15 protein-coding genes are annotated in these 14,408 nt (G+C 66.8%); 7 read left to right on the plus strand and 8 right to left on the minus strand.

Annotated elements, in window-relative coordinates; genetic code table 11:
• Positions 1-16: 16 nt before the first annotated feature.
• Positions 17-922 carry a TRAP transporter substrate-binding protein gene (locus tag AC07RV_RS18205; RefSeq protein ID WP_444814201.1) on the minus strand — a complete coding sequence of 302 codons (906 nt, stop codon included), beginning with the start codon at positions 920-922 and terminating at the stop codon, positions 17-19.
• Between the two features lie 170 nt (positions 923-1,092).
• Here AC07RV_RS18205 and AC07RV_RS18210 point away from each other — a divergent pair, with 170 nt between their 5' ends.
• The 4 genes from AC07RV_RS18210 (at position 1,093) to AC07RV_RS18225 (ending at position 5,646) form a co-directional block, all read left to right on the plus strand.
• Positions 1,093-2,790 (plus strand): sigma-54 interaction domain-containing protein, encoded by a 1,698-nt coding sequence (locus AC07RV_RS18210; protein ID WP_444814200.1) that lies wholly within the window; start codon positions 1,093-1,095, stop codon positions 2,788-2,790.
• A 108-nt stretch (positions 2,791-2,898) separates the two neighbouring features.
• Positions 2,899-3,861, plus strand: coding sequence for an NAD(P)-dependent oxidoreductase (locus AC07RV_RS18215; protein WP_444814199.1), 963 nt, complete (start codon positions 2,899-2,901; stop codon positions 3,859-3,861).
• Between the two features lie 73 nt (positions 3,862-3,934).
• Positions 3,935-4,552: a TetR/AcrR family transcriptional regulator gene (locus tag AC07RV_RS18220; protein WP_422098474.1), complete on the plus strand. Its 618-nt coding sequence runs from the start codon at positions 3,935-3,937 to the stop codon at positions 4,550-4,552.
• Positions 4,553-4,659: 107 nt separating this feature from the next.
• Positions 4,660-5,646 carry a tripartite tricarboxylate transporter substrate binding protein gene (locus AC07RV_RS18225; protein WP_444814198.1) on the plus strand — a complete coding sequence of 329 codons (987 nt, stop codon included), beginning with the start codon at positions 4,660-4,662 and terminating at the stop codon, positions 5,644-5,646.
• Positions 5,647-5,700: 54 nt separating this feature from the next.
• Here AC07RV_RS18225 and AC07RV_RS18230 read toward each other — a convergent pair whose 3' ends face one another.
• On the minus strand, positions 5,701-6,459 hold the full coding sequence (locus AC07RV_RS18230; protein WP_444814197.1) for a short-chain dehydrogenase/reductase: 759 nt from the start codon (positions 6,457-6,459) through the stop codon (positions 5,701-5,703).
• A 297-nt stretch (positions 6,460-6,756) separates the two neighbouring features.
• On the opposite strand from AC07RV_RS18230, the gene AC07RV_RS18235 reads away from it, so the two are divergent.
• Positions 6,757-8,001 carry a CaiB/BaiF CoA transferase family protein gene (locus AC07RV_RS18235; RefSeq protein WP_444814196.1) on the plus strand — a complete coding sequence of 415 codons (1,245 nt, stop codon included), beginning with the start codon at positions 6,757-6,759 and terminating at the stop codon, positions 7,999-8,001.
• 81 nt (positions 8,002-8,082) lie between these two features.
• Here the strand turns inward: AC07RV_RS18235 and AC07RV_RS18240 are convergent, their stop codons facing one another.
• The 4 genes from AC07RV_RS18240 to AC07RV_RS18255 are packed head-to-tail and all read right to left on the minus strand — an operon-like array spanning position 8,083 to position 9,713.
• Positions 8,083-8,463: a hypothetical protein gene (locus AC07RV_RS18240; protein WP_492713894.1), complete on the minus strand. Its 381-nt coding sequence runs from the start codon at positions 8,461-8,463 to the stop codon at positions 8,083-8,085.
• Positions 8,464-8,486: 23 nt separating this feature from the next.
• On the minus strand, positions 8,487-8,816 hold the full coding sequence (locus AC07RV_RS18245) for a hypothetical protein (RefSeq protein WP_408908311.1): 330 nt from the start codon (positions 8,814-8,816) through the stop codon (positions 8,487-8,489).
• A complete protein-coding gene (locus AC07RV_RS18250; RefSeq protein WP_444814194.1) occupies positions 8,813-9,115 on the minus strand; it encodes a DUF3253 domain-containing protein in 303 nt (100 codons plus the stop codon). The genes AC07RV_RS18245 and AC07RV_RS18250 overlap by 4 nt, the downstream gene beginning before the upstream one ends.
• A gap of 22 nt (positions 9,116-9,137) precedes the next feature.
• Complete coding sequence (locus tag AC07RV_RS18255; RefSeq protein WP_444814213.1) at positions 9,138-9,713, minus strand: DNA-3-methyladenine glycosylase; 576 nt, start codon at positions 9,711-9,713, stop codon at positions 9,138-9,140.
• Between the two features lie 353 nt (positions 9,714-10,066).
• Between AC07RV_RS18255 and AC07RV_RS18260 the strand changes: the two genes are divergently transcribed.
• Positions 10,067-10,477, plus strand: coding sequence for a hypothetical protein (locus AC07RV_RS18260; RefSeq protein WP_208509565.1), 411 nt, complete (start codon positions 10,067-10,069; stop codon positions 10,475-10,477).
• A 453-nt stretch (positions 10,478-10,930) separates the two neighbouring features.
• Positions 10,931-11,485: an Rrf2 family transcriptional regulator gene (locus AC07RV_RS18265; protein ID WP_444814212.1), complete on the plus strand. Its 555-nt coding sequence runs from the start codon at positions 10,931-10,933 to the stop codon at positions 11,483-11,485.
• 392 nt (positions 11,486-11,877) lie between these two features.
• On the opposite strand, the gene AC07RV_RS18270 is transcribed toward AC07RV_RS18265, so the two are convergent.
• A complete protein-coding gene (locus AC07RV_RS18270) occupies positions 11,878-12,180 on the minus strand; it encodes a hypothetical protein (RefSeq protein WP_444814193.1) in 303 nt (100 codons plus the stop codon).
• A 286-nt stretch (positions 12,181-12,466) separates the two neighbouring features.
• Entirely contained in the window at positions 12,467-13,852 is a 1,386-nt protein-coding gene (locus AC07RV_RS18275; RefSeq protein WP_444814192.1) for a replication initiation protein, read from the minus strand.
• Between the last annotated feature and the right edge of the window lie 556 nt (positions 13,853-14,408).

Raw genomic sequence — 14,408 nt, forward strand, 5'->3', positions numbered from 1 at the left:
CGCGCCACGTTCAACGTCACTCGAGCAGGCTGGCGATCACGCCCGGGTGCGCGCGCTCGAAGCGCCGCGCCATCGGCGCCAGTCGCGCGCGCCAGGCCGCCGTGTCGGTGATCGTGCGCAGCACGAGGCCGCGCGCGGCCAGGTCGGCGAGCACGCGTTCGTCGTCCTGTCGCAGCGCGTTCCATTGCGCATTCACCGCCTCGTCGGCGGCGCCTTGCAGCCACGCGCGGATTTCGGCCGGGCCCGGCGTTTCGGCCCGGCCGACCAGCCAGTAGGTCAGCAGGCTCATCTCCTCGACGCGCCAGGCCACCGGTGCCTGCTGCGCTGCGACGGTAAGCCAGACGCCGGGCGACGACATCAGGCCATCGATCTCGCCGGAACGCAGCGCCGCGCCGACGCGGTGGATCGGCATCGGCACCGGCTCGCCATTCAGCGCCTGCACCAGTTCGCCAAGATGGCCGGGCCCTGTTACACGCAGCCGCAGCGAATGCAGGTCGGCCTCGCGCGCGCCGCGCGCATCGGGCGGCGTGCGAAACACCATCAGCTGCTCGGCGCCGCGCATCACCGCATGCAGCGCGAGGCCTTGCGGCGCCAGCACGCAGTTGAACACCGCCATCGCGCGCGCGAGCGCACCGGGCCGCGCCATCGCGCTGTCGGTGAGAACGAAGGGCAGCGTGGCCGCGCCGAGCGCGGGCGCGAGCTGCTCCATGTAGGCCACGCTGACCCAAGCCAGGTCGGCCTCGCCCTCGCGCACACGCTGCAGGCCCGCGGCCTCGGCATGGCGCGGGTCGGACTCGAGGCGGATGCGCGCGTTGCCTTCACCGAGCTGCGCGAAGCGGCGCGCGAAGGCTTCGAAGTACGGCGCGCGCGGATGCGCGAGCGGGAAGTCGGTCACCGCCTTGAGTTCTATTTCGCTGTGCATGTCCCGTTGCCTCGGTGGCGTCGCCGGCACCTTCGTGTTTACCCGCATCGGGTGCATTCGCCAGCGACAGTGGCGGATATTATCGATACGATACGGCTCGAAACGCAATAGACCGTGGCGTATCGAGCGGAAGCCAACGGCGCGCCGACGCCACATGACAGGACGAAACGATGACCGAACAGCACGGGATGATGGGTGTCCTCGTCGTCGACGAGGGCGGAACGATCGTCTTCTCCTCGGGCGTGATGTCGCGCGCGGCCGTGGCCACCGCGGTGATCCAGCGCTGGCGCCGCGCCGAGGACGCGCTGGGCGCGCTGTGGAGCGTGCGCAGCGGCGACATGTCGCTGTGCGTGCTGGCGACACAGGCCGACCAGGCCTGCGCCTTCTTCGCCCTGAGCGACGGCTGCAACGACGAGCTGCTCAATTTCGTGAACGCCGTGCCCTTCGCGGGCGACATCCTGCGCCACCTGCTGACCAGTCCCTACGAGGCCATGACCGTGGTCGACAGCGCGGGCGTGGTGCGCTACCTGAGCCCGGTGCACGAGAAGTTCTTCGGCATGGAGCGCGCCGACTGGATCGGCAAGCATGTGACCAAGGTGATCGAGAACACGCGGCTCGACACCGTGGTGCGCACCGGCAAGGCCGAGATCGGCCAGACGCAGGAAATGCGCGGCGCCACGCGCATCGTCTCGCGCGTGCCGATCCGCGCGCGCGGCGGCGAGCTGGTGGGGGCGGTGGGCCAGGTGATGTTTCGCGGCCCCGAGCACCTGCAGTCGATGAACGCGGAGCTGAGCCAGCTGCGCACCGAGGTCGCCTTCTACCGGCGCGAGCTCACCAACCGGCGCACCAATTCGCTCGGCCTCGAGCAGATCGTGGGCAACAGCGCGGTGATCCGCAAGCTCAAGGACGACATCGTGAAGGTGGCGCCGCTCGACGTGCCCGTGCTGCTGGTCGGCGAAAGCGGCACGGGCAAGGAGCTGGTCGCGCATGCGCTGCACCTGCTGAGCATGCGGCGCGACAACCCGCTGGTGCTGGTCAATGCCGCGGCCCTGCCAGCGACGCTGGTCGAGAGCGAGCTGTTCGGCTACGAGGCCGGCGCCTTCACCGGCGCCGAACGCAAGGGCCGCAAGGGCAAGTTCGAGCAGGCCAACGAAGGCACGCTGTTCTTCGACGAGATCGGCGACATGCCGCTGGAGATCCAGGTCAAGCTGCTGCGCGTGCTGCAGGACGGCGCCTTCGAGCGCGTGGGCAGCGAGCGCAGCCGCAGCTCGAACTTCCGCCTGATATCGGCGAGCAACGTGGACTTCCAGCGGATGATTGCCGAGAAGTCCTTCCGCCTCGACCTGTTCTACCGCATCAGCGGCGTGACGCTGCACGTGCCGTCGCTGCGCGAGCGCCGCGACGACATTCCGCTGCTGGTCGAGCACGCACTCGAGAACTTCGCGCAGCGCCACGGCACCGCAAAGAAGCGCGTGAGCGCCGCCGCGATGGAGCTGCTGGTGCGCCAGCCGTGGCCCGGCAACGTGCGCCAGCTGATCCACACGCTCGAGCGCGGCGTGATCTTCGCCGAGGGCGAGGAGATCGGTCCCGGCGACCTCGGCCTGCTCGGCGAGGGCGAGATCGGAGGCTCGGCGGTGGCCTCGCTGCTCGCGCCACGCGGACCGGGCGGACCGGGCGAACGGCCGCTGCCTTCGGTCGCGTCGACCATCTCGACGGGCCCGGTGCGCGAAGCGGTCAGCAGCCTCGAGATGTCGCTGATCCGCGATGGCATGGCGCGCTTCAAGGGCAACAAGCTGCGCGTGGCGTCGGAGCTCGGCATCTCCCGCTCGTACCTCTACAAGCGGCTCGCGGAGATGGGACCGCTGTGAAGCGCGCGCTGTCCGCCTCTGTCTGCGCGCGTGCCGCGGCGAACGACAGTCTGCCCGCGCCGTGCACACCACGCGCACGAACCGTGGCGTTCCCTCCCCTGCTTCGCGATGGCACAACGCTTGCACCCTTCGAGCGCCACAGGCATCTGGAGAAGGCAATTGGCGATACAGGCAAGCGGCGCGGCGCCGGTGGGTTTCATCGGCATCGGTGCGATGGGTTTTCCGATGGCGCAACGGCTCATGGCACGCGGCCATGCGCTGGTGGTGCACGACACCAGCCCCGAGGCGGTGACGGCCCTCGGCGCACAGTCGGCGGCATCGCCGCGCGAGGTGGCACAACGCTGCGAGGTGGTGTTCTGCTGCCTGCCGAGCCTCGAGGCCTACCGGACCGTGGTGCTCGGCGCAGACGGACTGCGCGAGGGCCGGCGCATGACGCACTACGTGCATCTCGGCACCACCGGCTCGGCACTGGTGGAGGAGTTCGAAAATACACTAACGCGGTGTATGACCATCGATGCCCCGGTCACCGGCGGTCCCGCGAACGCGGTCGAAGGCCGATTGACCTCCATCGTGTCGGCAAGCACCGAGGCCCTCGACACCTGCCGGCCCATGATCGAAAGCTACTCGGCCCACCTGATCGTGGTGTCGCAACGGCCCGGCGCGGCGCAGCAGATGAAGCTGATCAACAACATCGTCTCGGCCGCCAATCTCGCGGTGGCCTGCGAAGCGCTGGTGGTCGGCGCCCGGTCCGGGCTCGACCCCGCGATGATCGTGCAGGTGTTCAACCGCGGCAGCGGCCAGAACAGCGCGACGCTCACGAAGATTCCCGCGGCCGTGCTCACACGCAGCTTCGACTGGGGCGCCGCGCTGCGCATCGTGCTGAAAGATGGCGCGCAGTTCCTGCGCGACGCCGATGCGGCGGGCGTGCCGGTCGAGGTGGCGCGCGCGGTGATCGAAAGCTACCGGCGCGCGGCCAGCATCGAGGGGCCCGATGCCGACATGACCACCGTGATCCGCCAACTCGAACGCGCGGCCGACCTGCACGCCACCGCCCTGCCCCTGCCCTCCTGACGCGCGGCGCGGGGTGCCGGGCGGCGGCGCGCGGGGATGACGCTACGATGCCTTCGCTCCCCTCCTCCACGCCATGACCACCTCCGCCACTCCCCGCTCGCCGGGCCGCCAGCGCGACACCGCCGCGCACGAAGCGATCCTCGCCGCCACGCACGAACTGCTCGACGAACTCGGCTACAGCAAGCTGTCGATCGAGGGCGTGGCGAGCCGTGCGGGCGTGGGCAAGGCGACCATCTACCGCTGGTGGCCCCACAAGGGCGCGCTCGCGGTCGAGGCTTACCTGACGGCCGTGGCGCCGAGCATCGCCTTTCCGGTGACCGACGATCCGCGCCGCGACATCGAGGTGCAGGTGCATCGGCTCGCGCGCGTGTACCGCGGACAGAAGGGCCAGACGCTGCGCACCATCATCGGCTCGGGCCTGGCCGATGAAGGCACGATGCAGCTGCTGTCGGACGGCTACCTCAACCCGCGCCGCGGCGTGGCGAAGGCGGCGCTGATGCGCGGCGTCGAGCACGGCGTGTTCCGTGACGACCTCGACCTCGAACGCGTCATCGATGCGATCTACGGTCCGCTGTTCCACCGCCTGATCATCGGCCACGCGGCGCTCGACGTCGCCTTCATCGACACGCTGCTGCAGATCGTCCTCGACGGGATCTCGGTGAAGCCGCCGTCGCGCGCACCCAAACGCTGAGCTTTTTTTCGATACGGCTCGTATCGGATCGGTCTCGGCATGTTGCTTGCGGTTCGCAGGCGTGGCGATCGGTCCACGCCTTTGCGATTTTTGCGGAGCACAACATCATGAGAGACAAGCGACGAATTCTTCTGGCCGCGGGAGGCGCGGCATTGCTGCTCGCAGCCGGCGGCGCGCAGGCACAGACACAGCAACAGGTTTATCCGTCGAAGCCCATCCGCATCATCGTGCCGCTGGCGCCGGGCGGTTCGGCCGACGTGCTCGCGCGCGCGGTCGGCCAGCAGCTGGCCGAAGCGCTCGGGCAGCCCGTCATCATCGACAACAAGCCCGGCGGCAACAACATCATCGGCACCGACGCGCTGGCGCGCGCCACGCCGGACGGCCACACGCTGGGCCTGCTGATCAGCACCCACGCGATCAATCCGCATGTGAACAAGGCACTGCCCTACGACTCGCTGAAGGACTTCGCGCCGGTCGCGATGGTGGCGCTGATGCCGGGCCTGCTCACCGTGCATCCGGGCGTGCCGGCGCGCAACGTGCAGGAACTCATCGCGCTCGCGAAAGCCAAGCCTGGCGCGCTGGCCTACGGACAGGCGGGCCAGCTCTCGTCGGGCCACCTGTCGATGGAGCTGCTCAAGCAGGTCGCGGGCGTGGACATCGTCAGCGTGCCCTACAAGGGCGGGTCGGCCGCGCTGTCGGATGCGGCCGCGGGCAACATCCAGGTGCTGATCAACAGCCCGGTGAGCGCGATGCCCTTCGTGAACGTGGGGCGGCTGCGGGCGCTGGCGACCACCGGTGCGCGCAGGCCGGCGGCGTTCGCGCAATTGCCCACGCTGGCCGAGTCGGGCTACCCGGGCTTCGACCTCAACGAGTGGTACGGCCTCTTCGCGCCGGCGCGCACGCCGCGCGCCGTGGTCGAACGGATCAACACCGAGGTGCGACGGATCATGGCGAGCCCGGCGATGGTGAAGCGGCTCGCGGAGATCGGGGCCGAGTCGCCCGCGATGGACACAGCCAAGTTCGCGGACTTCGTGACGGGCGAGACCGCGCGCTGGGGCGAGGTGGTGCGCAAGGTGGGCGTGAAGCTCGAATGAGCCGGCCCCGTCGGCACGCCGAATGCTGCGCGTGCCGACGGGGCGATGCCCGGGCTAGAAGCGGAAGCGCGAGCCGCCGTCGATCGAGATCACCTCGCCGCTGAGGTAGGACGCGCGCTCCGACACCAGGAAGCTCACGAGGTCGGCCACTTCCGCGGGCTCGGCCATGCGGCCGAAGGGCAGCGAGGCCAGCAATGCGTCGTAGGCCTTGTCGGCGGCCTGCGTGGGATTCAGCAACGAGGCGGTGCGGCCGGTGCGCACGAGGCCCGGGTTCACGCCGAGCACGCGCACGCCGTGATCGACGCTTTCCGCGCCCAGTGCCTGGGTCAGCGCGATCAGCGCCGCGTTCGCGGACGAGGTGCCGATCGATTTCGGATTCGGGCGCAGCCCGCTGATGCCGATGATGTTGAGGATCACGCCGCGCCGGCGCTCGCGCATGCGGCGGTAGAAGGCGCGGCACAGCGCGACCGTTCCCATGAGCTTGCCTTCGAAGCCTTCGCGCAGCGCGCCGGGGTCGACGTCGAGCAGGCCGCCGCGCGGGATCGCGCCCGCGGAGTTGACGACGATATCGACCTCGGGGAAGGCGTCGACCAGGAGGCTGTCGGAAAGGCGCGAGAGATCGGCCTCGAAGATCTCGACCGACACGTCGTGTGCGGCGCGCAGCGCGTCCCGCGCTTCGACGAGCGCGGCCTTGTCGCGCGCGACCAGCCGCACATGGCAGCCCTCGGCGGCCAATGCCTTCGCGCAGGCGAAGCCGATGCCTTTCGATCCGCCGGTGACGAGCGCCGTTCGGCCGGACAGTTGCAAATCCATGTCTATGAACTCCAGTGATTCGATTCCAGAAATTGCCAATGCCTCATGCGATCACGAGACCTCGGCCGCCATCGCGTGCTGCGCAATGCACGTGCCATGCGCAAGACAATGCGGTCCTTGTGAAATCGGCCTCTCCGTTCCCGCACTGTGTCGCCATGGCGGTCATCGATCGACCGGAAGGCGCGCAGTGTGCGTACGAAAGGCAGTGCGCTCGCCTCGACGTCAAGGCGTTCTCGAAGGGCTGTCGCAGCGCCACGATGGATCCGACAGTTGGCATGCCCATTGCGGAGTGCGGGCATGTCACTCGAACCACCTCCGGCACTGATCGACACGGTGCCGCGCAAGAACACCCCCTCTCTGGACCTGCTCAAGGACATCCGTGTTCTCGATCTCACCTCGTCCATCGCGGGCCCCTACGCCGCACAACTGCTGGCCGACATGGGCGCCACCGTCGTCAAGGTCGAACCACCGGGCAAGGGTGACGACGTGCGCGCATGGGGCCCACCGTTCCTGAACGGCGAGTCACTCTGGTACCTGAGCGTCAATCGGAACAAGCACAGCATCACGCTCGACCACGCGCAGCCCGAGGGCTATGCCATCTTTCAGAAGCTGGTGACCCAGGCGGATGTCGTGATCGTGAACCTTGTGCCGCGCATCCAGCGAAAACTGCGCTTGGACGTCCAGACACTCTCGGCCCTCAACCCCGACCTGATCCATGTGTCCCTCACCGGCTTCGGCTGCGACGGCGAGCGTGCCGACCTGCCTTGCTATGACCTGGTGGCCGAGGGCTATTCGGGCGTGATGGAACTGACCGGAGAGCCCGATTCGCCCCCTCAGAAGATCGGCACTCCCGCGGCGGACCTGCTGGCCGGCCAGGATGCCGCGCTCGCGACGCTTGCGGCGCTGCACCGACGTGGGCGAGACGGGGCTGGCTGCGCGATCGACATTTCGATGGTGGAGAGCATGACGCGCTTCATGTCCCCGCGCATTCTTTCGTACCTCGGCGGTGGGGACCTGCCGCGGCGCTCGGGCGGCCGCGACAGCGTGATCGCGATCTACCAGGTCTTCGACACGGCGGACAAGCCCATCACGCTGGCGCTGGGCAACGACGCGGTGTGGGGCAGGTTTTGGAAAGCCGTGGGGCAACCGCAGGTGGCGCAGAACGCCGCGTTCGCCACCAACGCACTGCGGCGCGCGCATCGCGCAGCACTGGTCCGACAAATCGCCGATCTTCTTGCCACCCGGCCGCGCGCGCATTGGCTTGCCATCTTTGCGCGCGAGCGCGTGCCCGCGGGACCGATCCAGGACGTTCACGAGGTGGCCAACGACCCCGCATTGAGCGCGCGAGGATTTGTCTACGCGGTCGAGAGCGAGCGGGGCGTGCTGCCGCAGATGGGCCTGGGCATCCGCTTTGACGGGATGTCGGAGGGATCGACGCGGCCACCGCCGGCCTTGGGCGCCGACACGGTGAAAATCCTCACGCAGTGGGCTGACGTCGACCCTGCGCACATCGAAGCGCTGCGCGCCCGTCAGGTGGTTTGACACGCCCGATCGCGCTTGCGCAAAAGCCGCGACGACGCTTGCCCGTCGGTAGAGACGTGTTTGCGCAACGACGAGTGGCGCTCAGGGTGGCGGGCCGGTTGGATGACCCGCTGTCGGATGCTCGGGCGATTCCCACAGCGCCATGAATTGGCGGTCCGCCTGGGCTTTGAGCTGCTCGAGCTCCCGCAGTCGGCTCAAAGAGGTGGCAGGACCCAGGCGCCCGAGCAGTGCGTAGACCTGCGCTTCGGTCGCAGCCCAGTCCTCAAACAGCTTTTCGTCAAAGTTTGACATCAGCAAACGCCTCGTGAACAAGGAGCACGTATCCCGTGGCTGTGGATTGGCATTCAAGCATGTGGTTCCTAAGTGAAGGATTTTTTCGCCCGCGCCCGTAGGAATCTCCACCAGCCAGAACGACATGCGCGTATCGCTGACCGGCGTTGCAACCACCAACGTCTCAAACATCGGGCGCGGTCGAGCGCCAGGCTTCAGGGCGTTGTACTCAGCGCGTTTTGGTCGTCGTACCAACCAGCGTAAGGCGTGTTCTTGATCAGCTTGCGATTGAGGTCTGGCGCGCCGTCGGTCCACCAGGGCGGACCACGCTCGCCCAGTCGACGCTTCGTGTCATCGACCAGCGCTCGCGCCGCAATGCGCGCCTCGATCGGTCCCCCGCCGCGCAGCGCCCGGCGTGCTTTCATGAGCCGCTGGACAAGGAGGTGTTTCTCCTCCGGCGGCAGATTGGGATTGGCGGCGCGCCAGAGCCGCCCGCGCACCACGAGATAGCGGCCATCCGGCGTCACGATCGGGGACGCGTTCATCCGCGGCGCGAAGGCGCGGCCCCGCGTGGAGTCGGCAGCGCCAGGCGGATCGGTCCACCCAAACTGTGCGCGTCCACCTCCAGGCCCTTGCGCGTCACGCGCAGCCGCTGGACAGCGGCGAGTTGGCCTGCGACGCCCCGGATCCGCGGCATCAGCGCCCGCCAGCGGGTCGGCGTTGTCAGCGCGCGGGCAACTTCAGACGGACAAATGCTCGCGCCTGGCTCTCGGTCCGCCAACAGGGCAAAGATGTGCGCCTCGATGCGCGCATCGGTGACTCTGCCGGTGTCCAGCTCGTCCATGGCACGGTCTCCGCCAACCGGGTTAGGGGAAGGGACGACTGACAAAGCGCGATCCTTTCAGCCCGAAGCGCCAGGGAACATCCCGCGCTTTCGAGATGCCGACGCGAACACCCACCGCCAGCGCCTGCGGCGTGGACGCCATCTCCAGCACAAAGGGCGCCTGATCGAGGCGCAGCCCGTCGTGCGCCCCTGTGATCGCGAGCGCCTGCGCGACCCGTCCGGGCCCGGCGCAAAGGAGTCGTGCATCGGCCACGCCGCGCCGGTCCCGCATCACCTCGATGCCCTCGAGCGGCTCCAGTGCGCGAACGAGAACACCCGCGCCATGGCCGACCTCACGGCACACGAAGTTCAGACACCAGTGCAAACCGTAGGACCGGTACACGTAGGCGCATCCCGAAGGACCAAACATCGTCGCATTGCGCACAGAGGGACCGCGAAAGCTGTGGGATGCAGGGTCGAGGACGTCGTAAGCCTCCGTCTCGACGATGCGCCCACCGACACCGTCCACTCGGAAGTGCGCCCCGATCAGCGCACGTGCTACTTCGGGCGAGGACGCATCGAAGTCAACGAGGATGGGAGCGGAAGCAGCGCTCAGCATGCCCTCATCTTGATATTCGCACGCACGGCGCATGTCGGCGATCGAGACGCAGTGCATGTAGGCGCGCGTCCAGCGGCGCAGAACACTGCGGCCACTTCTCCGCCCAGGGCGGCGCCCGCAGACCGCGCAGCGGTCCATGACGCTGAGGGCATGACCGTGCGCACGCCACCTGCGGCGCCTCGTTGCATCGCGACTGGATGCCGGCATGCCATGGCCCTGCACGCCGCCGCGCTTTGGACCGAATGCTTCGCCCGCCGTCGTCCTACCCGCCGCACGTGAGCGGGTTCGTAGATTCACGCTCACTGGAGACGCACAGGGCAGCTCCACCAACTTCAAGTTCAGGGGACTTACTCATGAAAAAACATCTTCTCGTTCTCGCCATCGCATCGACCTGCTTCGCCATGAACGCCGCAAGCGCTGCCGAAGGCATGACCAAGGACCAGTACAACGTGGCGAAGGAAAAGATCGAGGCCGACTACAAGGTCGCCAAGGCCAAGTGCGACACGCTCAAGGACAACGCCAAGGACGTCTGCGAGAAGGAAGCCAAGGGCACCGAAAATGTGGCGAAGGCGCAGCTGGAGCAGGACTACAAGCCCAGCGCCGCACACGCCAAGAAGGTCGCCGAGGAAAAGGCCGACATGACCTACGACGTTGCCAAGGAAAAGTGCGACGACCAGTCGGGCGATGCCAAGAACGCCTGCGTGAGCCAAGCCAAGGCTGATCACGACAAGGCCAAGGCCGACATCAAGGCGATGAAGGGCTAAACCCCTCTCCAGACGGCAATACAAGCAGGTACGCGATCATGCGTACCCCTGCCCTCCTGCCCCGCCTTGTGCGGGGCATTCTTTTGTGGCTTCAACCTGTTCTCAGCCGCTCAATCCCGCCGAACAGAGCGCTCGAAAATATGCTAACGGCGTGTAGGGGATAGCGTTCCCTCGGCCCGCATCCATCGTCGACGTTGACCGAGCGCCATGTCCGGAGCACACCGACAGGTGCATGTCGGCTTGGTCCCCAGCTTTGCACGGGAAAGCCCGTAGCGCCTCATCTGACGGCTGATCCCGCCGATGTCTTGGGTCCTGCACCCCGAGCACAAGTACCGTCGTTGGCAGAAGTCGCGCTGGTGCAACCGGACCGACGTCGGCCTCCGGGAAGGCGCGACGGTCCATCTGCCGACGCGACGTGTTCCCACGAACCGGATCGATGAGAAGGAGCTTGCGATGCGATTGACCACCAAGGGTCGTTTTGCGGTGACCGCGATGATCGACATCGGGCTGCGCCAACGACTCGGACCTGTGAACCTGGCCGCCATCAGCCAACGGCAGCAGATCTCGCTGTCGTACCTCGAGCAGCTGTTCGGCAAACTCCGCAAGCACAATCTCGTCGTGTCGGTCCGTGGGCCTGGCGGGGGCTACCATCTCGCGCGCCACAGCGCCGACATCTCGGTGGCCGACATCATTGCGGCGGTGGATGAGCGAGCCGCCCTTGGCAACGATGCGGATGATGCAGACGACTTGGGTGCGCAAGGCGCCTCGCCGACCTCACTGGCGCGCAGCACCGAGGAACTCTGGGCCTCGCTGAATCAGCGCATGCTTGATTTTCTGCGAACGGTCACTTTGCAAAAGCTCGTCGAAGACCAAGTTGCCAAGGGCGTAGAACTTGAAGCACCCACTCCGGCCAAGAGTGCGATCACCTCGCCTGCCCCCGTCAAGCCTGTGCGCACCCGCGCCCCCAATTCGGTCTTCGCGCTGGCCAATGCGATGTCCAAGCACTGATGCCGTCACTCGAGGCATCTCTAGCCAGGTGCAAGCCACCATCACAAGCTTCACTTCAGGCGCCTCACCGTCGCCCTTGAACGCGTCGCGATCTGAAGGCAGGTGTCGTCGACGAGCATCCCCCTATGGGGCCGCGCAGCTACTCGGGGGTGCGGGCTCTGAGCGCTCACTGCGGCGTCAGTGGGCGCGATGGCCTTGCTGATTGCGTCCTTTGAATGAGAGGCCGCGGCCCGGCTGGCCGCGAGTGGAAGGGTCATCGCCCTTCACGAGCAAGCACGGGACGCGCTGAACAAGCTGCGCGGAACGCAATGCGATGTGCGCGGGGGCGCCAGCCCTTTCAGGCATCTGCCGCGACGCAATCAGCGCTCGAACGGGCGCACCACACACGCCGTTCAGGCCGCTGGCAGTTGCGACGTTGGCCGGCGCAGCCAGGGCGAGTTCTTGCGTTCGCGCCAAGCAACCCAACCCAGCGGCAGGTTCGCGAGTTCTACGAGCGTCTGGTCCAACTGCACCAACTGGCCCAGCCCCACGATCATCGCCTCCGACGCTTTGGCACCGCTGCCGGGCAGCATCTGCCAAGCGCCGTCGTCCTCGTCGTGGAACACCTGCAGGATTGGCACAGTCCCATTCATGATGGACTTCACAGTGAAGCAGGCAACGTTCGGGGCATCTTCGAAAGCCCAGGCATCAGACATATTTCTGCAGGCAGTTGATGAATCACTGGCACCAGTGAAGGTAGAAGTTCGCTGTCGGGCCTTGGCCGAGGTCGGGGTGCTGAAAGTGACTGCGCCTGGCCGATGGCGGCTGCTTGGCATCGTAGCGGACCCGATGCTTTCCACGCCGCTTGCCCGGCGTTTCCCATCCCCAGCATGACCTCATCCTCGCGCGCTGTGGCGAATCAAATGATCTGACGGCCAGGTGTCTGCTCGGCTTTGCAGCACCGGCCGCGTGACGCAGCCACGGCGAGCAGCTCAGGAGCGTCTACGCCGTGTTCCAGTCGGCGCCGTACGTGGCGGCCGCATAGGTCTGGACCACCATCGAGCCGAGCAGGCCGTGCATCACGTCACCTTGCGCCGCGCGCCGACTCACGATCGCGGTCAACATCCCCTTGGCGGCCAGCGCCTGCAGCGCGCGATCCACCCACACCTGACGTTGTGCCTGCGGCAACGCCTCGATCTCCCGGCGCATCATGCGGATCCGCTCGCCGGCGGAGTCGGCGGGAGTGGTGAGAGTGGCGGACTGTGTGGCGACCGTGGCGGCCGTCGTGCTGGCAGCTGCGACCGAGGGTGCGACAGCCTCCGCGGCGGTCTGTGCGGGCGGCGACTCAAGATCCGGCTCTTCGTCTGCGTCCGCCGGCGCAGGCGCCTCGCGCTCGTTGCGCAGCAACGAGCGAAGATAGGAATAGGCGTTGTCCACGGCGCGCAGCGAGTTGTTGGCCGCACGCCTTTCCAATGCGTCGAGTTGCTCGCGCACACGGTCGTCGCCGAACTCCTTGATCAGGCCATCGAGCTTGATCTCTCGAATGCCCAATGTTTCTGCGCGAAGCACAAGGTTGGCGTCCACCGGCTTGTCCGCGCTCGTCGCAAAGGGCGAACGGGCACGGCGGCGAACCGCAAACTGCACTTCGTCGACCACCCTGCCCTGGCGATGCTCGATGAGCTCGATCTCCAGATCCGTCTCCTGGTTGATCTCGGCCACCGCCTCCTTCACGCGCTCGTTCTTGAACTTGCGCCATTCGCGGCGGTCGCCACCAGGCAGATTACTCAGCGCGTCGGTCCACCACCCCACCGGCTTGCGGCTCGTCACGCCGCCGGGATTGTCCCGGTAGCGCACGCAGATCTCGTACAGCGCGATCGCGGCATAGGTGCTCAAGCGGGCAAGCACGTCGAGCTCGATGCGGGCCCAGCGCGAGGGCTCGCGCAGCGCCGTCATGATGGACGGGGGGAAGGACCAGCTGACCCAGGTCTCGCCGCGGCGAACCTCCAGCGCGACTTCTGACAGCATGGAGAAACCGCGCCATTTGACCCCGTCACCCGGCGCCGTGGATTCCCAGTCGACCTCCAGGCTTCTCATTTCGCCGAGGTAGCGCTTGGCGGCCGTACGGTCGGCGCCATCGGACCCGGTGGTGCGCAGCACGGCCGCCAGGGGTGCCTCGAACATGAAGTCTGCCAACGGCATCGAGGCCATGGCGGTGAGGCGAGCCTGTGACACCTGCAGCAGCACCGTGTAGATGCGGCGAGCGGTCAACGTCACCCGCGCGGAACGCGGGACCATCACGATCATCTCGTGTGGCTTGCGCAATTCGAGCCCGTCCGTGCCCACGACGCGGGTGGGCGCCGAGGACGAAAGCGGGCTGGAAGCTGTCATCTCGCGATCATATGTCCAAGTCGACGTGGACACCAAGCTGGGCCGCCTACCGATTTTGGCGGTGGCAAGTGTCCGAAGCTTGGTTAAAGCGCGGACACTTCGCACGGCGATGCACTTTCAGCGCGAGTAAAACACGGACGCGGGGCGAATTCGACGACAGTCCAGCACCTCACGCCGGCGAGTAAAACGCGGACACGAGACCGCTTCCCCCCTGTTTTGGGTCGATTCGCCCCTGGTTAGATCACGGACGCGAGCTAAAAACGCGGCTTGGGGGCCACCCCGTCGTCCTGTGGACAACCCGGCGGGGGTGCCGTTAGACCACGGACGACTTCCGAGCAGGGCACGGACGGATCCGAGTAGATCGCGGACGCATCCGCGTAAAGTACAGACAATTCGCCTCTAAAAATCATCGTAAGCTGTTGATTTTAAAGGGAAAAATCCGAATAAGAGTAGCTGCTAACTTCTTTAAAGGTATTAATACCTTCTTAAACTCGGGAGAAGTTGTCCACAATCAGAGAGAACTTCAGCGAAACCTTCTCTGATGGATTGCAGATTC

This window comes from Variovorax sp. GW821-FHT09B01, assembly GCF_059418345.1.